The following is an 18718-nucleotide window of genomic DNA, read 5'->3' on the forward strand; positions in this document are numbered from 1 at the left end:
AAGGCTTAATGCTCTAGCTTTGAACAAAATTTAAATATATATGATAGCTGCAAAAGGATACGCTGTTCACAGCCAAAGCGATAAACTGGCTCCATGGAATTTCGATAGAAGGAACGTTGGGCCTAAAGATGTATTGATTGAAATTTTATTTAGTGGTATCTGTCATTCTGATATCCATCAGGTAAGAAGCGAATGGGGACCAGCAAGATACCCAATGGTACCGGGACACGAGATAGTTGGTCGTATTACCGAAGTCGGTTCGGCTGTTACTAAATTTAAAGTAGGCGAATTGGCGGGGATTGGCTGTATGGTAGATAGTTGTAAAGAATGCCCTACCTGCAAAGGTGGCCAACAACAGTTTTGTGAAAAAGGTGAAACCGTGTGGACTTATAACAGCGTTGAACGCGATAAAACCACACCAACTTATGGTGGTTATTCGAATAAAATTGTTTGTACAGAAGAATTTGTGGTTCATGTTTCTGATAAATTACCTTTGGCTGGTGTTGCCCCGTTATTGTGCGCAGGTATTACCACTTATTCGCCAATTAAAAGATGGGGAATTACAAAAGGACATAAAGTAGCCGTTTTAGGTTTGGGCGGCTTGGGCCACATGGCGGTTAAATTTGCGGTTGCCTTTGGTGCAGAAGTAACGGTTTTAAGTACCTCTCCATCAAAAGAAACTGATGCTAAAAATTTGGGTGCACATAATTTTGTGATCACCAAAGATCCGGAGCAATTAAAACAATACGCTAAACATTTCGATTTTATTATCGATTCGGTATCTGCACCGCATGATTACGAAATGTATTTCAAATTATTGAATGTAAACGGCGTGCATATTTGTGTAGGTATACCAGCAGAGCCTATTAAATTCCCGGGTTCAGGTTTAATGCATGGTAACAGGGTTTTAACAGCCTCAAGTATCGGGGGAATAGAAGAAACTCAGGAAATGCTTGATTTTTGTGCCGCACACGATATTGTTTCGGATGTAGAGGTAATTAATATCAACTATGTTAACGAAGCTTATGAGCGTGTACTTGCCAGTGATGTGAAATACCGTTTCGTAATTGATATGGATACCTTGTAGTAGGATGAAAGGAGCCAGGTTTTTAAAGCTTGGCTCCTTTAATTTTAATTTACAACTATTCAGGTTTCAGGAAATCGATATTTCTTTTAAGGCCGGCATATTTGGTACGCTTAACAGCTGATCCTTTAAAAACCTTTTTAAACACATCATCTGTAATTTCGGTTAAATCTTTCGCACTTAAATCCAATAATCCACTTTCAGGTTTAAAAGCATCTTCGTTGTGTGCTTTAGAAAAACGGTTCCAGGGGCAAACATCCTGACAGATATCGCAACCGAACATCCAATTGCTCATTTTATCCTTAAATTCACTAGGAATCTCGTTTTTTAACTCAATGGTGAGGTAAGAGATACATTTAGTGCCATCCACCACTTGTGGCGCGATAATGGCATCTGTAGGGCAGGCATCTAAACAGCGGGTACAGCTTCCGCAATAATCTGCCTGGTAGGGATGATCGTAATCCAATTCCAGATCAACAATCAGTTCAGCAAGAAAGAAAAAAGAACCATTGGTTTTACTGATCAGGTTGGAGTTTTTTCCAATCCAGCCAATTCCTGATTTTTTTGCCCAGGCACGGTCTAAAACAGGCGCTGAATCTACAAAAGCCCTTCCAGATACTTCACCAATATTTTCTTCAATAAAATAGGTAAGCTCTTTCAGTTTATCTTTAATTACTGTATGGTAATCCTGTCCGTACGCATATTTAGATATTTTTGGCGCGTTCGGATCTGTTTGCGTTTCTTCTGTATAATAATTTAACGATAAGGAAATTACCGATTTTGCACCATCAACCAATAGTCTGGGATCGAGGCGTTTATCGAAATAATTTTCCATATATTTCATTTCGCCATGACGATTCTGGTTCAGCCAGTTTTCAAGTCTTGGTGCTTCTTGTTCGAGAAATTCAGCTTTCGAAATACCACAAGCCAAGAAGCCCAAACGAAGGGCTTCATCTTTGATCAATTGACTATATTTTGCAGAATTGTTGTACACCTGGCTGCAAAGATAAGGCTTAGGATTTAAAACATTTTCATTAATCACTTGTTCTAAATACAGAAACTAAATTAATTGATTATGGTTCATCCGGATTGGGAGATCACCTAAAAGGGAGAGACTTTAGAGTATTAGCCATGGAAAATATAGATCCACAACATACGGAATCAGGAGCAGCTCCGAAACCGATAGAAAAAGATTACGAAAATCATAAACAAGATCCGGGACCGGCAAAACCAGCGGTTACCGAAAAGGATGAAAATGGTGGTGGACAAGCCCTGAAATGGGTGCTGCCAATTGCCGTTATCATTGGCTTGATTATATGGTTTATCATGAGAAAATAATCAGCTTTAGATTAAAATGAAAATGCCGGTCCATTAATTTGGCCGGCATTTTTTTTTGTTATTTTAAGAGTTTTACCTGATAAAGGTCTTTTCTGCGGTCTTTTAAAACTTTTACCGTTCCATAATGATGCAGTTCATCCAGTAAGTGGAGATCAACATCCACTACCAAAACCATTTCTGTATTTGGGGTGGCTTCGGCTTTAATGGCATTGGTTGGGAAAGCAAAATCAGAAGGAGTGAAAACGGCCGATTGTGCAAATTGAATATCCATATTATTTACCTTAGGCAAATTACCCACACAGCCTGCAATAGCCACATAACATTCGTTTTCTATGGCCCTGGCTTGTGCACAATGGCGAACACGGGTATAACCATTTTGCGTGTCAGTTAAGAAAGGTACAAAAAGAATCTGCATTCCCTGATCGGCATAAATACGGCTTAATTCAGGGAATTCTACATCATAACAAATTAAAATACCCACTTTACCGCAATCGGTATCAAAAACCTGCACTTTATCGCCGCCAATCATCCCATAGTATTTCTGCTCATTCGGGGTGATGTGTATTTTTCTGTACTCGTCTATTTTGCCCGTGCGGTGGCAAAGGTAAGTAGCGTTGTAAAGTTTGCCATCTTCAATCAGCGGCATGCTGCCGGTAATGATGTTTGTATTGTAACTCAACGAGTATTCGTGCATTTTCTGTACAATCTCTTCCGTTTTTTCGGCAAGCTTGCGCATGGCCTCAATTTCGGGTAAATGATTGTAAGGCTGGAGTAGAGGTGTGTTAAACAGCTCGGGAAACATCACAAAATCTGATTTGTAACCGCTTAATGCGTCAACAAAAAACTCTACCTGTTCGTAAAACGCTTCCATATTGGGGAATAAACGCATTTCCCATTGTACCAAACCCAAACGAATAGTCATGGCCGAACGGGCAGAGGCATCAACACCTTGATAATAAATGTTGTTCCACTCAATCAATGTGGCATATTCTTTTGACTGATGATCTCCGGGAAGATAGTTTTTAAGCACTTTCCTTACGTGAAAATCATTAGAAATTTGAAAAGTAAGCGTAGGATCGTAAATTTCTTTTGATTTTACCTTATCAATATATTGTCTTGGGCTTAGATCATTCGCATATTCATGGTAACCTGGTATTCTGCCGCCGGCGATAATACTTTTAAGGTTTAAACCTTCGCAAAGTTCTTTCCGGGCTTCATACAGCCTTCTTCCTAAGCGCAAACCGCGAAATTCGGGGTGTACAAAAATTTCGATGCCGTAAAGCGTATCACCGTTTGGATCATGTGTAGAAAATGAATAATCACCGGTAATCAGCTTGTAAGTATGGCGATCTCCGTATTCATCATATTCTACGATAATGGCTAATGAACAGGCTACAACCTTATCATCAACAGCAATGCAAAGCTGTCCTTCAGGAAAAATATTTAAAAGTTTAGCGATACTTGATTTAGGCCAAATGGATCCGCCCATGCTATCGTATGCCTGAAGCATAGATTCTTTAAGATCTGCGTAATCTTCGAGCGTTAGTTTACGTAATTCAATATTCATAATGTTTGATTTCTATATTAATGAACACCGAACGGGCTTAAATGTTCAGATGGATATTGTTTTTTTAGCAGATCGTCTTTGCGAACTGAAGGGCGGGATTAAGTGGGTAGCGTGAAGCAATCTTTTATATAACAATAATAGATTTGTACATTTAGTTGCACTCCGCTACCATTGATAGGCTTCATAAAAGCGCCGTCATCTCGACTGGAACGCAGTGGAATGGAGATCCTTCGACTGCGCTCAGGATGACAGAGCAAGGAAAAAACCTCTTATGATAGATTTCTCGGCTGCCTTGCACTTCGCTTGAAATAACGACTTGGTTTGAAGCAATACTATCCTAAAACAATTTCCCGGTTTGCCCAGGGTAATTCTTTTTTAGGTGTTTATAGGCCGCTTCAGTAACCTCGCGGCCTCGTGAAGTACGCATAATATATCCTTCCTGAATCAAAAATGGTTCGTAAACTTCTTCGATAGTACCTTCATCCTCACCAACAGCTGTTGCAATGGTTTTTAAACCTACCGGGCCGCCTTTAAATTTATCGATGATGGTAACCAAAATCCTGTTATCCATTTCATCTAGTCCATGCTCATCTACATTCAGTGCATTTAAGGCGTAACGGGCAATTTCGGTATCGATATTTCCATTTCCTTTAATCTGTGCAAAATCCCTTGTTCTTCGTAAAAGTGCATTGGCAATACGAGGTGTGCCACGGCTACGGCGCGCAATTTCGTAAGCACCTTCATCGCTGATTGGTGTTTTTAAAATCTCTGATGAACGTAAAACAATCGTGGTTAATAATTTAGCATCATAATAAGCCAAACGGGCATTAATGCCAAAACGCGCCCTTAAGGGAGCCGTTAAGAGTCCTGATCTGGTAGTAGCGCCAACTAATGTAAAAGGGTTAAGCGAAATCTGTACAGAACGGGCATTAGGGCCAGTTTCGAGCATAATATCGATCTTAAAATCTTCCATGGCAGAATATAAATATTCTTCTACAAGGGGCGATAAACGGTGAATCTCGTCGATAAAAAGAATATCACCCTCATCTAAGCCCGTTAATAATCCTGCCAGGTCGCCGGGTTTATCTAAAACAGGACCGGAGGTTACTTTAATGCCTGTAGCCATTTCATTGGCTATAATGTGTGAAAGTGTGGTTTTTCCCAATCCCGGAGGACCATGTAAAAGCACGTGATCTAAAGCCTCACCACGCAATTTTGCTGCCTGAACAAAAATTTTCAGGTTTTCCATCACTTTTTCCTGTCCCGTAAAATCTTCAAAAGCCTGTGGCCTTAATACCCTTTCAATATCGCGATCGGTAGGAGTTAGGTTGTTTGCTTCAGGATCCAGATGCTCATTCATACAGCAAATATAAAATTAAATGCTAAAAAAATTAGGATTTTTTAAATTTATCAGAAACAACCAGTTCTTTCGATCCGGGAGTGTAGGTGTAAAAGCCTTCGCCACTTTTTGTGCCTTTTTTACCAGCAGCAACCATGTTTACCAGTAAAGGGCATGGTGCATATTTCGGATTGCCAAAACCATCATGTAATACTTTAAGGATGGCGAGACAGACATCCAGACCAATAAAATCGGCTAATTGTAACGGTCCCATTGGGTGGGCCATTCCTAATTTCATTACGGTATCAATTTCATACACACCGGCAACGCCTTCATAAAGGGTATAAATGGCTTCGTTAATCATTGGCATTAAAATACGATTGGCAACAAAACCCGGATAATCATTTACCTCAACAGGAACTTTCTCCAAACTTTGGGATAATGACATAATCGTATGAGTGGTTTCATCACTGGTGGCATACCCACGGATTACTTCAACCAGTTTCATTACCGGTACGGGATTCATAAAATGCATGCCGATAACTTTATCGCCTCTATTGGTTACGGCGGCAATCTGTGTAATGGAAATGGAAGAAGTGTTTGAAGCTAATATGGCATTTGCCGGGGCATGCTCATCCAGATCTTTAAATATTTTCAGTTTCAGGTCTACATTTTCAGTTGCCGCCTCTACCACTAAATCTGCATGTTGAACGCCCTCTTTTATGGAAGTATAGCTGGTAATGTTTTGAAGCGTTGTACTTTTCTGCTCTTCCGTTAAGGTACCTTTCGCAACCTGTCTGTCGAGGTTTTTGCTGATGGTTTGTATGGCTTTATCTAAAGCAGATTGGTTAATATCAATCAGACTTACCTGATAGTTAAATTGTGCAAAGGTATGGGCAATACCATTCCCCATTGTACCAGATCCTATAACTGCGATTTGTTTCATCTTTAAAGAATTTAAAGAAGCGAATTTACTTATTTGTAACCGAGTACACTAATCTTTGTGTGTTCTCAAATTGAAGTGTTTTTAGCGTTTTATTTATAGAATCGGCGTTGTTCTTTGTTGGTTTTCTTTTTTTAAATTCTGTTTTGAATTATTTTGTTTGCTATTTATTCTTTATTGGTGTTTTTTATTCTTTTTTAGGCGTTTTTTTTAATAAATGATCTCTTATTAATAAAATTTTCCAAAAATTTTGTTAAAAAATGTCATTTAACATTGTTAAAATGATCTATCGACACAAATTATCTGTTTGTCGTTTCTTAAAATTTTAGTTGTTGCCATTCTTTTTTATTAGAGGCTGAATTATTAATCGCCGCATTTGTTCGTAACGGACCGGATCTCCTCTCATTTTCCGTGTATGGTGAGAAATTTAACTAACCATTTACAGATTTTCAATTAAAGCTGAGCACTGGCTTCTGTTGTGATTCTTGTTGTGATTAATTTTTCAGGCACATTATTAACTTATTAAACTAAAAATGTAAATGAAAAGAAAACTACTAAAGTGTTTGTTGTTCTTTATTGTTTTGCTCGTAACCAGGGTTTCGGCACAAGAAAGAATTGTTACAGGGGTGGTATCGGCCAAAGAAGACGGTTTACCGCTACCCGGGGTAAGTGTAAAAGTAAAAGGAACAAACAACGGCGTAACCACTGGCGCCAACGGGGTCTATTCCATCAAAGTATCATCGGGTGTTCAAACCCTCGTATTTACCTTTATCGGTTACAAAACAAGAGAACAGAATGTTACAGCTAAAAACATTGATATCACGCTCGAATCTGATGTAAACAGTTTGGATGAAGTGGTAATTGCCGCTGGTGGTATTAAAAGAACCGCGAGGGAGCAGGGTTATGCTTCTACCCGGGTAGATGGCGAATCGTTAACCGCAGGTAAATCGCCAACCATTGCCGGTGGTTTGGTGGGCAAAGTACCAGGTTTGCAGATTAATGCTGTAGGAAGTGGTGTAAATCCAAGTTACCGTTTGGTATTAAGGGGAAACCGCTCCATTACAGGGAATAACCAGGCGCTTATTGTATTAGATGGTGCCGTGGTACCAAATGCCATTCTGGGCAATTTAAATCCTGATGATATTGAGGACATTACCGTATTGAATGGTGCAAGTGGCGCTGCTTTATATGGTTCTGATGCCTCCAACGGCGCATTAATCATCACCACTAAAAAAGGTAAGGTTGGAACACCTGTAATTAAATTATCGAATACGACGGTTTTGGAACAGGTAAGTTTTTATCCGTTATTGCAAAACCGTTTTGGATCTGGTTCTACTTCAGGTGCGCAGGTATACGACCCGATCGAAAACCAGCAGTATGGTCCGGCATTTGATGGAACATTAAGGCCAATTGGTCGCGTAACCGAAAGTGGCGCACAACAATACACGCCATATTCTGCCACTAATGATAAATATGATTTCTGGAAAACGGGTATATCCAACCAAACTGATTTTTCTATCTCTTCCGCTGATGAGAAATCATCAACTTATTTATCGGCACAGTATTTAGATGGAACCGGAACCACACCAAAAGATAAATACAACAGGGCGGCATTCAGATTTAATGGTATGCGGAATTTTAGCAAAAGGTTTACGGCCAATTATAACGCCAGTTATACCCAGAACAAGTACGATATTACCAGTGCAACTTCTACCATTTACGATAACCTGTTAAATACGCCTGCGCAGATTCCTTTGCTGCAATATTCGAACTGGCAGGATGCAACGGGCTGGGGCAATCCGGATAGTTATTATAATGATTATTATAAAAACCCATACTGGGCCATTGATAATTACAGGCAAAATACCACCAACGATTATTTAACAGGTTTACTGGAGCTGAAATATAAAGCAGCGGATTGGCTGGATTTTACCTACAGGGCTGCCATTACAAACCGTTATTACCGGAACAAAAACAGCACTACAGGTTACAATTATACCCAGTATACATTAGATCATTCTGCCAAAACGAACCAAAGCAGTGGTGTGAGTGATGAAATGCTGAACACAAGCAACTTTAGTACAGATTTTTTTGCCAACATTAAAAAAGATGTGAAAGATTTCTCGTTCAATGCGCTGATCGGAACCTCATTAAAAAGTTATGTTTATAAAGATCTTAATGCCTCAGGCAGTGGTTTGCAGGTAAGTGAACTTTATAATTTAGGCAATATAACCGGAACGCCATCTGCGGGTGAAGCCAATTACAATACCCGCCAGTATGGGGTTTGGGCCGATATAACCGTTGGATATAAAAAATACCTTTATGTGCATGTAACAGGCAGGAACGATTGGGTTTCGGTGCTTGCTCCAGCCAACAGGTCATTTTTCTATCCGGCAGCTGATGTGTCCTTTATCCCGACCGATGCTTTTAGTTTCTTAAAAAACAGTAAAGTTTTAGATTACCTGAAAATCAGGGCCGGAGTTTCAAAAGTAGGTAACGTAAACGTGGGTAATACCACCAATGGGGGTGCTTATTCCTTGCAATCTACCTTCGATTCGCAAACAGGTTATGGTTATGGTACGGGTTATACACCGAACAATACTTTGGTTTCGAGCAACCTGAAGCCCGAAATTACCACAGGTTACGAAGGTGGGGTAGATTTCAGGTTGTTTAAAGGTTTAATTGATGGAACGGTAACTTATTATAATACCAGTTCTACCGGGCAGGCCATTACAGCAGGCGTTCCTGCAACTACAGGTTATAACTACTATCTTTTAAATACCGGCGAATTGACTAATGAAGGTTTGGAAACAGCTTTACATTTTACACCGATCAGAAAAGGCGACTGGAAATTAACCGTTGGTGGTAATTATACATACAACAACAATAAACTGGTTTCATTATCTAACGATTTAACCCGTATCGGTGTAAGTAATAGCTCGACTATTTTTGGTCAGGTAGGCAGCATTTATCCGGTAATTATCGGGTCAGATTATATCCGCGATTCAGAAGGCAGGGTAGTGGTAGATCAAAACACAGGTTATCCGGTAGGAAAAACGGAGGGCAATATATTAGGAAATACCATACCGAAGAATAGGTTAGGTCTTGATTTTCAGCTTTCTTACAAAGGTTTAACCTTATCCGGATTGTTTGAGTACCGCTCTAATTATGTGCAGTACAGTACAGCGGCATCTACATACGATTTTTCAGGTTCATCGGCCAGAAGTGCTTATTACAACAGAGAGAAATTTGTTTTTCCTAACTCCTCATATTACGATTCGGCAAGCGGAACTTATGTAGCCAATAACAGCGTTACCGTGTCAGATGGTGGTGCAGGTTTCTGGACCAGCAGCAGTTTATATTCTAGTGTAACCAGCAATTATGTGTATTCAGGTAACTATTGGAAATTGAGGGAACTGGCCCTGGCTTATAAACTTCCGTCATCCGTATTGCGTAACGTAAAATTCATTAAATCGGCTACCATCAGTGCGCAAGGAAGAAACCTGTTTATCTGGTTACCGAAATCAAACGAGTTTGCAGATCCTGATTACAGTAATAACGGATCAGACAGTAATGCCGTGGGGATTACTTCATTATCGCAAACCCCTCCAACCAGGTATTATGGTGGCACTATATCATTAACTTTCTAATGACAAGAATTATGAAAAGATTTTTAAAATTAACTGTCCTTTTAACCATCATTTTTGCTGCTCCCGGCTGTAAAAAGAGTTACCTGGATATCAACGAAAATACCAATTCGGCTACCTCTTCATCACCAGAACTGGTTTTGCCTGCCGCACTCAATAATACGGCATCAAATTTTATTACTTATTTTAATTACGGTGCATGGATGGCTGGTTACCAGGCTAATGCGGGTGGCTATTCTTTTTCAGGATCAACCTTTTTTACCTACAACTGGAACTCAGGAACCAATAATGGTTTATTTAACAGTGCATTTTCTGATTTAAGAAGTTATCAGTATATCATTACTTCTACTTCAGGCGTAAGCAAATATGTATTGTTTAATGCCGTTGCAAGGGTGATGAAATCATATTACTACCAGATTTTGGTAGATGAGTATGGTAATGTACCTTATACAGAAGGTTTGGCCGGTATTGATAACCTTACGCCACATTACGATGATGCTGCAACCATTTATAAATCTTTAGTAACCGAAATAGATGTTGCCATTGCGCAACTTAAAGCCAATGGATCAAGCACGGTGGTAAAAGCTTTAGGCTCCGCAGATGTGATGTTCGGTGGCGATATTACCAAATGGATTCAGTTTGCCAATAATATTAAACTGCGCATTTTAACCCGTGCACAGGATGGTCCTTTAGCTTCTTTTGCAGCCACTGCATTCGGTACCTTTTCTTCCGAAGGTTTTTTAACCAGTGATGTATTGATCGATCCGGGGTTTGTAAGTACCAGTGCCCGTCAAAATCCGTTATGGAATACTTATCATTCTAGCTACACCGGTAGTAATGGCGCTTATGCGGCACAGCAAATCCCGACTAAATGGATTTTTTCATTTTATAACGGTACAAAGCTAAGCGATGGAACACGAGGTGCGCTGATTTATAAAAATTATGCGGCTAATACTACTCCAACCAATCAATTGGGAAATGAAACAGGCGTTCCTTCATGGATTTCAGGTTATCCGGCCTGGTATATCGGTGTTGGAACAGCTTTAAGTGCACCAGCGGCGCAGGGAATTTTAAAAAGCAGGGTAATGGGGCAATTAATGATGCCAGCTGCCGAAACTTATTTTTTACTTGCTGAAGCAGCACTAAAAGGACATCCGCTATCAGGTGATGCTGCAACCAATTTCGATAACGGAATCAGGGCTTCATACAATTATCTTCAAAAATCGGGTACCACCACTACATCAGCCACAAGCACTGTTTTAGATGCATACCTTACTGCATACAAAGCTGCAAACTCGGGTAGTTATCTGGTTAATTACAATCTGGCAACTACTGCGGCACAGCGTTTAGAAGCTATTATCACCCAAAAATACATTGCGTTAAACTTTGTTAATGGTTTCGAAGCCTGGCAGGAATACAAAAGAACAGGTTATCCGGCCATATCAGGAACTGCAGCAACAACAACCTTTGTATCGTTGCAATCATCTGCTACAGCAACAGATCGTTTACCAGTACGCAACCTCTACCCAACTACAGAGTATAATTTAAACCCTAATGTTCCAACCGGTTTAAGTGCATATACTTCAAAAATTTTCTGGGACGTGAACACTAACTAAATTTTTTTAGATAAAGAAAATTGATATGAAAAATTATAAAAAAATAGGCTTTGCGTTGTTTGCAATCGCATTAGGCTTTTCATCGTGTACCAAACAGGATGGAATTTACGCTGACAATGGTTCTAACGGCATTGTAGAACTGGCTGATTTGCCTTCAAGAACAAGTTCAACAGCATATGCTTCGGTAACCAAATCTTTTGATGCAGTAACTGAAGTTGATTGTCCGGTTTTAATTAATTATACCGGTGTAGATGGAGCCCCGGAAGATGTAACCGTAACTTTAGGTTTCGATGCGACAATAGTAGACGCCATGTCTACGTCTACCGCTGTTTTAACCAGTTTGGATGCCAGTTTGTACACTGTACCATCTTACACAGTTACCATTCCGAAAGGACAAAAACAGGGCACTTTCCACATTAAACTTAAAACCAGTGCTTTTGATTTTAGCAAGAGTTATGCTTTGGGCGTTGTGGTTAAATCAACTTCAGCAGGTACGGTAAGTGGTAATTATGGCAAAGGTTTGTTTAAAATTAATGCTAAAAACGCTTATGATGGCATATATTCAGTTGGGACAGGAAGTAATGTGATCAGGTATACAGCGCCTGGTATACCTGCCAACGATGCTTTAAGCGGGAGTATAGCTGGTAATCCAAATCTTACCTTAAGTACCGTAAGTGCAACAACGGTAGAGATTACCAATTTAAGATGGGCTGGTGGAACCTCGGGTGTTTCTGGTATCGATAACCTCAGGGCTACAGTAGATCCTGCAACAAACCTCGTAACTATGACATCTTTAGGTAATGCCACCCTTGCAAATTTAGCTGGTAAGGATAATAAATATGACCCGGCTACCAAAACATTTACGTTAAATTTCCGGTGGAACCCGGCTACAACAACAAGGGATGTAAGTTTGGTGATTAAGTACGCAAGTGCGAGGTAAAAGTTCCGAAACAAAATTAATTTAAAGAGAGATAACTCATTTTTGCTTGTCACATTGAGCCTGTCGAAACGCCTTAAATAAGTTGATTTTATGTAAGGCCCTAAACAAGCTATCATTGACAGACTCAATAAAAACTCGTCATTGCGAGGAGGTACGACGAAGCAATCTTTCCGGCAAGTAATTCTTGCAAGAAAGATTGCTTCGTCGGCTGAAAAAGCCTTCTCGCAATGACGATTCTTCGCAGCTTATTACAACGAAATAGTAACCCGTTAATACTAAATTTTTACTTTTTGTTTATGATTTAAAATGCTGATTAACAAAAATATATAGTTAAAGTTTGTTAAATAAAATGTTAAAATTTCGAGGTAATTTTTTAATCGATACAAAGCATTTATTCATCGATACCTGTTTCATTTTAATGTCTTTTTTAAGGACTTTTGATCCATCAGGAAAAACAAAATAAGCAGATAAATTGCTTAATAAAAGATAGAAATTACCGCCGGCATTGTAAAATGCAGGCATTTTAATAAAAGTACTTCCTAGTAAATTTAGGTTAGTTAATGATTAGTTATAATAGAGATCTTGCTGGATAGCCGATCTCTATTTATTTTTTAAAGCAATTTATGGCGCTAACCTGGTTTTGGTCCAGATGCCTTTTACCAGTTCAAAATTTATCCTGTCGTGTAACCTGCTTCTTCTGCCTTGCCAAAACTCTATTCGGGTAGGTTTTACAATATAACCGCCCCAATGCGCCGGTTTAGCAACACCCTTATCGGTACTTTTAGCTTTTAGCTCTTCCACTTTTTCTTCCAAAAAACTTCTGTTCGGGATTACCTGGCTTTGCGGAGATGCTACAGCACCAATCTGGCTCGCAATTGGCCGGGTATTAAAATAGGCTTCGGATGTTTCTTTATCCAGTTTTTCTACTGTTCCTTCAATTCTTACCTGTCTTTCCAGTTCTGGCCAGAAAAATACCAGTGCGGCGTAAGGATTACGTTTTAGCTCTTTCCCTTTGGCACTTAGGTAATTGGTGAAAAACCTGAAACCATCTACATCAACACCTTTTAACAGCACGATACGTGCATCAGGTCTTCCGGCTTTATCGGCAGTGGCCAGAGTCATCACATTAGGCTCATATATCTGGGCATCAACTGCATGTTGAAACCACTTTTGAAACTGGACAATCGGATCCTGATCCACGTCAGATTCATCCAGCGAAGCGCTTTTGTAATCTTGGCGCAGGTTTTGTAGAAATTCATTTGTAACTTGCATACAACAAAAATAGGCATCTTTTATGGTGTAACAAATGATTATCATCATGCTAAACAATATAAAACCAAAAACAGGCCGCTTGCTCATCTCAGAACCTTTTATGGCCGATCCCAATTTTAAAAGGTCTGTTGTGTTATTAACCGAACATGGTGACGAGGGGACCGTGGGTTACATCCTTAACCAGGTTGGAAACTTAATCCTCAACGATGTGATACAGGATTTATGGGATGCAAAAAACTACATCTATTTCGGTGGACCAGTTGCTGCAGATACCCTACATTTTATACATCGTTGTTATGATAAAATGCAAAGTGGCGAAGATATCGGAAATGGATTATACTGGGGAGGGAATTTTGAAACGCTTAAAATCCTGTTAAATACAAACGCCATCAATGCTGATGAGGTGAAATTTTTTATGGGTTATTCTGGCTGGGATAAAGGGCAGTTAGACCGTGAAATAGAACAAAATGCCTGGATGGTGAGCGATAAATTTGATCCTGAACTTATTTTCAGTAGCGATGACGAAAAACTCTGGCGAGATGTAATCGTAAACTTAGGGCCAAAATATGCACATATCAGTAATTTTCCGGTTGATCCGAGTTTAAATTAGTCGGTTTTCAGTTGGCAATTTTCAGTTAACAACTTTTACTTATTTAAAATAAAACGATAAATATTTATTGTTTTATTTTAAATATTATTTTATGTTTGTTTCATATTTAAACTATATTTTATGAAACTCTCAGAAAGCAAGGTAATTAAGTGGCTAAATAAACTGTCTACACTGGCGCTCGCTTTATATGCAATTGTTTTGCTAATCTCTATTTTTAATGCCGGTGTGCCAAATGCTACCAGAGGGATAAAGTGGTATAGTATATATGATGTAAAAGCAGAGAAAAAAGATCATAATAAGATCAGAACTACGGATAATGGTTTGGGTAATTGGTTTAACCAAAAGGTTTTTGTAAGCGAAGCAAAAACTGCTTCGATATCTTTAAGATTTAATTCATACGCTGAATTATTTTCTTTTTCATCCATTGCTTTTCAGCTGGCTTATCTGATTTATTTTATTTGTATCGGTTTTTTGGTTCTATCAGTCAAACTGTTTTTCAGGTCTTTACTAAGAGATGAAGTTTTTACAAGAAAAAATTCATCTATAATAATATATAGCAGCATAGTGCTGATTTTTTTACCAGTGTTAAGATGGATTAGGCAAGAATTGTCTATCAATTGTATTAACAACCTGCATATCAATGATTCGGGTTATTATCTTTTTAATGGTGCCAGTTTTTTTGGCGCGGAAACACTTATTGGCCTGGTATTATTGGCATTTGGCCTGGCATTTAAGGTTGGCGTAGATATTAAACAGGAAAATGAAGCATTTGTATAAACCTAAACCATGCCTATAATTATTAATTTAGATGTGATGTTAGCCCGCCGGAAAATGTCGCTAACCGAGCTATCAGAGAAAGTTGGATTAACCATCGTAAACCTTTCTATATTAAAAACCGGAAAGGCAAAGGGCGTGAGGTTTGATACTTTAGAAGCCATCTGCAAAGTTTTAGATTGTAAACCTGGCGATATTATTGATGTTGAATAAAAAATGGGCTATGGAAAACTCTGGCGAGATGTAATCGTAAACTCAGGGCCAAAATATGCGCATATCAGTAATTTTCCGGTTGATCCGAGTTTAAATTAGTTTGGAGTGTTGATTTTCTAGACAAGCATAGGCAGAGCGTCATTCCCAACTTGATTGGGAATCGTAATGCAATAAGCTTTAAGATTCCCGCCTGCGTGGGAATGACGCCTCTTTTTAAGAATTTGTCTTACTACTTTATTACATCGTTTCAGCGCTTTCCTCAACTTTTCTTCTAAGTTCATCTTTATAAGCCTGCATTTTAACCGTTAAAGTTTCATCTGCAGTAGCTAAAATCTGAGTAGCCAATAAACCTGCATTTTTAGCTGCATTTAAAGCTACAGTTGCCACAGGAATACCATTTGGCATTTGTAGTATAGATAAAATACTGTCCCATCCATCAATAGAGTTTGACGATTTAACTGGCACACCGATTACAGGTAATGTAGTGATAGAAGCCACCATTCCTGGTAAATGGGCAGCACCACCGGCACCAGCAATAATTACCTTCAAGCCACGGCCTTGTGCTTCTTTAGCATAGTTGAACATGCGTTCTGGTGTCCTGTGCGCAGACACAACCGTAATTTCATAGTTTATTCCAAATTCTTTTAATACATCAGCAGCATCCTGCATCACAGGTAAATCTGATTTGCTACCCATGATAATTCCAACTAATGCCGAATTTGAATTTCCTTGACTCATATTTATTTTATTTCTTTTTAACTTCTTTAAACTTTTGCATTTCCACCTTGTTTTTAATTCCCGTTTAAAGGGCTAGGAGTTTTATGCGATTACTTTTAATGTTTTTTGTACAAACCTTGCTTTTTCGATCGCTTTTTCCCTGTCGATATCTACAATGGTAACATGCCCCATTTTGCGGAAGGGTTTAGTATATTTTTTGCCATATAGGTGAACATAAACACCATCAATGGCTAATATCTTTTCTAAATTTTCATATTTGGCTACCCCTTCAAAACCTTTTTCACCAAGGAGATTAATCATAATGGCATTGGTAATGCTGCTGGTATCGCCCAATGGCAGGTTATAAATAGACCGTAAATGCTGTTCGAACTGAGAAACATAATTGCCTTCAATCGTTTGGTGACCGCTATTGTGTGGGCGTGGGGCAACTTCGTTAACCAATAATTCGCCATCTTTACAAACGAACATCTCAACCGCTAAAATTCCGGTGATATTCATTGCCGAGGCGATATTTTTAGCAATGTTTTCTGCTTTTTGCTGTAAACTTTCGGCAAAAGTGGAAGGAGAAATCAAAAACTCTACCAGGTTGGCTTCCGGATTAAATTCCATCTCTACCATTGGGAAGGTTTTCATATCGCCATTGGCATTACGGGCTACAATTACCGCAACTTCTTTATCAAAATCAACCAGTTTCTCAATAATACAGGGAGCATCAAAAGCTTTCTCCAGATCGGCCGCACTGTTGATTTTCATTACACCTTTACCATCGTAACCGTCTTTTCTCAATTTTAAAATATACGGAAAATGGAAAGGACTGTTTTCCATATCCTCTTTGGTATTTACAATCTGGAAAGGAGAGGTAGGTATGTCGTTTTCTTTAAAAAACTGTTTTTGTACGCCTTTATCCTGAATCAGGCGGATTACCCTCGATTGCGGGAAAACCTTTTTGCCTTCTTTTTCGAGCTGTTCAAGCGCATCAATATTTACTTTTTCAATTTCGATGGTAATAATATCTGCTTTCTTTCCGAAGTTGTAAACGGTGTCGAAATCGGTAATAGAGCCATTTTCGAAGTAATTTGAGATATGTTTACAAGGAGCATCCGGATCAGGATCTAAAACCAATGTGGTTACATTGTAGTTAATTGCCTGCTGAATGAGCATTCTGCCCAATTGTCCGCCACCTAAAATACCTAATTTTAATTCGCTAATCTGTTTTGCCATGCGCTTGAAAATAATGCTATTTTTGCACAAAAGTAACCATAATAAATTTTATTGATGAATGCTGATGCAATAATTATTGGTGCAGGTGCTTGCGGATTGATGTGTGCGGTGCAGGCAGGCTATCTGGGTAAGAAAGTAATTGTGCTCGAAAAAAATGAAAAGCCAGGGGCTAAAATTCTGATTTCCGGAGGGGGTAGATGCAATTATACCAATCAATTCGCATCAGCTGAACAGTTTATATCTGCAAACCCGCATTTTATTAAATCTGCCTTTAACCAGTGGACGGTTGATGATACCATCAGTTTTTTTGAAACTTATGGCATTAAGGGTAAAGAAAAAACTTTAGGACAATTGTTTCCTGATGATAAAAATGCTAAGGATGTGGTACAGGTTTTTACTTCCATCTGTGCCGATTTTGGGCAGGAAATTAGGTGTAATGCTGATGTAAAGGATATTGAAATATTACCCGATGGCTTTAAAGTAAGTTATGAGAAGAATGGTAAAACAGTTGTTTTAACTTCCGAAAAGCTGGTAATTACCACTGGAGGTTTACCCATTCCTAAGATGGGTGCCACTGATTTTGCTCTTCGTTTTGCCAGAAAACATGATCTCAAAATCATAGAAACTGCTCCAGCCTTAGTGCCTTTAACCATTACTGGTAAAGATGAAGAATGGTTTGCACAGCTTTCGGGTAATTCTGTTTTCTGTGAGGTAAGCAATGATGAAATTTCTTTTGAAGAAAATATCCTTTTTACCCATTGGGGATTAAGCGGTCCGGCTATTTTGCAGATTTCTTCCTTCTGGAGAAGGGGCGAAACCATCAACCTGAATTTATTGCCACATCAAAATATGGTTTCGTTATTGGATGAAGAAAGAAAAAATAATGGTAAAACTTTATTATCGACGCTGTTAAACCGGATTTATACCAAAAAATTTACGGATGCATTGGGCAAGTTTTTACCTTTAAGCAAACCTGTTGCGGCTTTAACCAAGGCAGAAATCGATTTAATTGAACAAACCATTCATCACTTTAAGGTTAAACCTGCGGGCGATAAAGGTTATGACAAAGCCGAGGTGATGCGTGGTGGAATTGATACCAATGAAATATCTTCCAAAACTTTGGAATGTAAAAAGATCCCGAATGTGTTTTTTGGCGGCGAATGTTTGGATGTAACCGGTTGGTTGGGCGGCTATAATTTTCAATGGGCCTGGGCCAGTGGTTTTGTGATAGCGCAAAATATCTAGGTAATAAACATCGAAAGCAATTTTTTTTAGGCGCTTTGAACGCTTCGCCGAAGAACCACAGGCTCAAGTTAAATAAACCTGATAAAGTGGAAAGCCCGGAGTAAGGTACGAACGAGGACTTGAAACGATAGCAGGGCTCCATTACCCAATTGTGCTAACCCATGATTTCCA

General features: G+C 39.0%; 16 protein-coding genes. 9 read left to right on the plus strand and 7 right to left on the minus strand.

Annotation, left to right across the window (positions count from 1 at the left end):
• Positions 1-40 precede the first annotated feature (40 nt).
• A complete protein-coding gene (locus R2R28_RS07600) occupies positions 41-1087 on the plus strand; it encodes an NAD(P)-dependent alcohol dehydrogenase (RefSeq protein ID WP_316825091.1) in 1047 nt (348 codons plus the stop codon).
• 55 nt (positions 1088-1142) lie between these two features.
• Here R2R28_RS07600 and queG read toward each other — a convergent pair whose 3' ends face one another.
• Positions 1143-2078 (minus strand): tRNA epoxyqueuosine(34) reductase QueG, encoded by a 936-nt coding sequence (queG, locus tag R2R28_RS07605; RefSeq protein WP_316825311.1) that lies wholly within the window; start codon positions 2076-2078, stop codon positions 1143-1145.
• Between the two features lie 137 nt (positions 2079-2215).
• Between queG and R2R28_RS07610 the strand changes: the two genes are divergently transcribed.
• Positions 2216-2422 (plus strand): hypothetical protein, encoded by a 207-nt coding sequence (locus R2R28_RS07610; RefSeq protein WP_316825092.1) that lies wholly within the window; start codon positions 2216-2218, stop codon positions 2420-2422.
• A gap of 58 nt (positions 2423-2480) precedes the next feature.
• Here the strand turns inward: R2R28_RS07610 and R2R28_RS07615 are convergent, their stop codons facing one another.
• From R2R28_RS07615 to R2R28_RS07625, 3 genes are all read right to left on the minus strand, one after another.
• Complete coding sequence (locus R2R28_RS07615; RefSeq protein WP_316825093.1) at positions 2481-3989, minus strand: bifunctional GNAT family N-acetyltransferase/carbon-nitrogen hydrolase family protein; 1509 nt, start codon at positions 3987-3989, stop codon at positions 2481-2483.
• Positions 3990-4326: 337 nt separating this feature from the next.
• Positions 4327-5349, minus strand: coding sequence for a Holliday junction branch migration DNA helicase RuvB (gene ruvB, locus R2R28_RS07620; protein WP_025144690.1), 1023 nt, complete (start codon positions 5347-5349; stop codon positions 4327-4329).
• 31 nt (positions 5350-5380) lie between these two features.
• Complete coding sequence (locus R2R28_RS07625) at positions 5381-6274, minus strand: 3-hydroxybutyryl-CoA dehydrogenase (protein WP_316825094.1); 894 nt, start codon at positions 6272-6274, stop codon at positions 5381-5383.
• Positions 6275-6810: 536 nt separating this feature from the next.
• Here R2R28_RS07625 and R2R28_RS07630 point away from each other — a divergent pair.
• From R2R28_RS07630 to R2R28_RS07640, 3 genes are read left to right on the plus strand one after another with little or no spacing between them, the layout of a single operon-like run.
• Positions 6811-9921 carry a SusC/RagA family TonB-linked outer membrane protein gene (locus R2R28_RS07630; RefSeq protein ID WP_316825095.1) on the plus strand — a complete coding sequence of 1037 codons (3111 nt, stop codon included), beginning with the start codon at positions 6811-6813 and terminating at the stop codon, positions 9919-9921.
• A gap of 11 nt (positions 9922-9932) precedes the next feature.
• A complete protein-coding gene (locus tag R2R28_RS07635; RefSeq protein ID WP_316825096.1) occupies positions 9933-11534 on the plus strand; it encodes a SusD/RagB family nutrient-binding outer membrane lipoprotein in 1602 nt (533 codons plus the stop codon).
• A 25-nt stretch (positions 11535-11559) separates the two neighbouring features.
• Positions 11560-12474, plus strand: a complete 915-nt coding sequence (locus R2R28_RS07640; protein WP_316825097.1) for a DUF1735 domain-containing protein — start codon at positions 11560-11562, stop codon at positions 12472-12474.
• 621 nt (positions 12475-13095) lie between these two features.
• Here the strand turns inward: R2R28_RS07640 and pdxH are convergent.
• Positions 13096-13746 carry a pyridoxamine 5'-phosphate oxidase gene (pdxH, locus tag R2R28_RS07645; protein WP_316825312.1) on the minus strand — a complete coding sequence of 217 codons (651 nt, stop codon included), beginning with the start codon at positions 13744-13746 and terminating at the stop codon, positions 13096-13098.
• Positions 13747-13792: 46 nt separating this feature from the next.
• On the opposite strand from pdxH, the gene R2R28_RS07650 reads away from it, so the two are divergent.
• From R2R28_RS07650 to R2R28_RS07660, 3 genes are all read left to right on the plus strand, one after another.
• On the plus strand, positions 13793-14356 hold the full coding sequence (locus R2R28_RS07650; protein WP_316825098.1) for a YqgE/AlgH family protein: 564 nt from the start codon (positions 13793-13795) through the stop codon (positions 14354-14356).
• Between the two features lie 120 nt (positions 14357-14476).
• Positions 14477-15133 (plus strand): hypothetical protein, encoded by a 657-nt coding sequence (locus R2R28_RS07655; RefSeq protein ID WP_316825099.1) that lies wholly within the window; start codon positions 14477-14479, stop codon positions 15131-15133.
• 9 nt (positions 15134-15142) lie between these two features.
• Positions 15143-15343 (plus strand): helix-turn-helix transcriptional regulator, encoded by a 201-nt coding sequence (locus tag R2R28_RS07660; RefSeq protein WP_316825100.1) that lies wholly within the window; start codon positions 15143-15145, stop codon positions 15341-15343.
• A gap of 237 nt (positions 15344-15580) precedes the next feature.
• Here R2R28_RS07660 and purE read toward each other — a convergent pair whose 3' ends face one another.
• Complete coding sequence (purE, locus tag R2R28_RS07665; protein ID WP_316825101.1) at positions 15581-16081, minus strand: 5-(carboxyamino)imidazole ribonucleotide mutase; 501 nt, start codon at positions 16079-16081, stop codon at positions 15581-15583.
• 81 nt (positions 16082-16162) lie between these two features.
• Positions 16163-17302, minus strand: a complete 1140-nt coding sequence (locus R2R28_RS07670) for a 5-(carboxyamino)imidazole ribonucleotide synthase (protein ID WP_316825102.1) — start codon at positions 17300-17302, stop codon at positions 16163-16165.
• A gap of 54 nt (positions 17303-17356) precedes the next feature.
• On the opposite strand from R2R28_RS07670, the gene R2R28_RS07675 reads away from it, so the two are divergent.
• Positions 17357-18547 (plus strand): NAD(P)/FAD-dependent oxidoreductase, encoded by a 1191-nt coding sequence (locus tag R2R28_RS07675; protein ID WP_316825103.1) that lies wholly within the window; start codon positions 17357-17359, stop codon positions 18545-18547.
• Positions 18548-18718: the final 171 nt, after the last annotated feature.

Origin of the sequence: Pedobacter miscanthi (genome assembly GCF_032678605.1) — a bacterium.
Taxonomy (GTDB): Bacteria; Bacteroidota; Bacteroidia; order Sphingobacteriales; family Sphingobacteriaceae; genus Pedobacter; species Pedobacter miscanthi_A.

Bases quoted from the DNA above. Each gene is read 5' to 3' on its own strand.
- R2R28_RS07600 (WP_316825091.1), top strand. From the start codon at position 41: ATGATAGCTGCAAAAGGATACGCTGTTCACAGCCAAAGCGATAAACTG.
- R2R28_RS07610 (WP_316825092.1), top strand. From the start codon at position 2,216: ATGGAAAATATAGATCCACAACATACGGAATCAGGAGCAGCTCCGAAA.
- R2R28_RS07615 (WP_316825093.1), bottom strand. From the start codon at position 3,989: ATGAATATTGAATTACGTAAACTAACGCTCGAAGATTACGCAGATCTT.
- ruvB (WP_025144690.1), bottom strand. From the start codon at position 5,349: ATGAATGAGCATCTGGATCCTGAAGCAAACAACCTAACTCCTACCGAT.
- R2R28_RS07625 (WP_316825094.1), bottom strand. From the start codon at position 6,274: ATGAAACAAATCGCAGTTATAGGATCTGGTACAATGGGGAATGGTATT.
- R2R28_RS07630 (WP_316825095.1), top strand. From the start codon at position 6,811: ATGAAAAGAAAACTACTAAAGTGTTTGTTGTTCTTTATTGTTTTGCTC.
- R2R28_RS07635 (WP_316825096.1), top strand. From the start codon at position 9,933: ATGAAAAGATTTTTAAAATTAACTGTCCTTTTAACCATCATTTTTGCT.
- R2R28_RS07640 (WP_316825097.1), top strand. From the start codon at position 11,560: ATGAAAAATTATAAAAAAATAGGCTTTGCGTTGTTTGCAATCGCATTA.
- pdxH (WP_316825312.1), bottom strand. From the start codon at position 13,746: ATGCAAGTTACAAATGAATTTCTACAAAACCTGCGCCAAGATTACAAA.
- R2R28_RS07650 (WP_316825098.1), top strand. From the start codon at position 13,793: ATGCTAAACAATATAAAACCAAAAACAGGCCGCTTGCTCATCTCAGAA.
- R2R28_RS07655 (WP_316825099.1), top strand. From the start codon at position 14,477: ATGAAACTCTCAGAAAGCAAGGTAATTAAGTGGCTAAATAAACTGTCT.
- R2R28_RS07660 (WP_316825100.1), top strand. From the start codon at position 15,143: ATGCCTATAATTATTAATTTAGATGTGATGTTAGCCCGCCGGAAAATG.
- purE (WP_316825101.1), bottom strand. From the start codon at position 16,081: ATGAGTCAAGGAAATTCAAATTCGGCATTAGTTGGAATTATCATGGGT.
- R2R28_RS07670 (WP_316825102.1), bottom strand. From the start codon at position 17,302: ATGGCAAAACAGATTAGCGAATTAAAATTAGGTATTTTAGGTGGCGGA.
- R2R28_RS07675 (WP_316825103.1), top strand. From the start codon at position 17,357: ATGAATGCTGATGCAATAATTATTGGTGCAGGTGCTTGCGGATTGATG.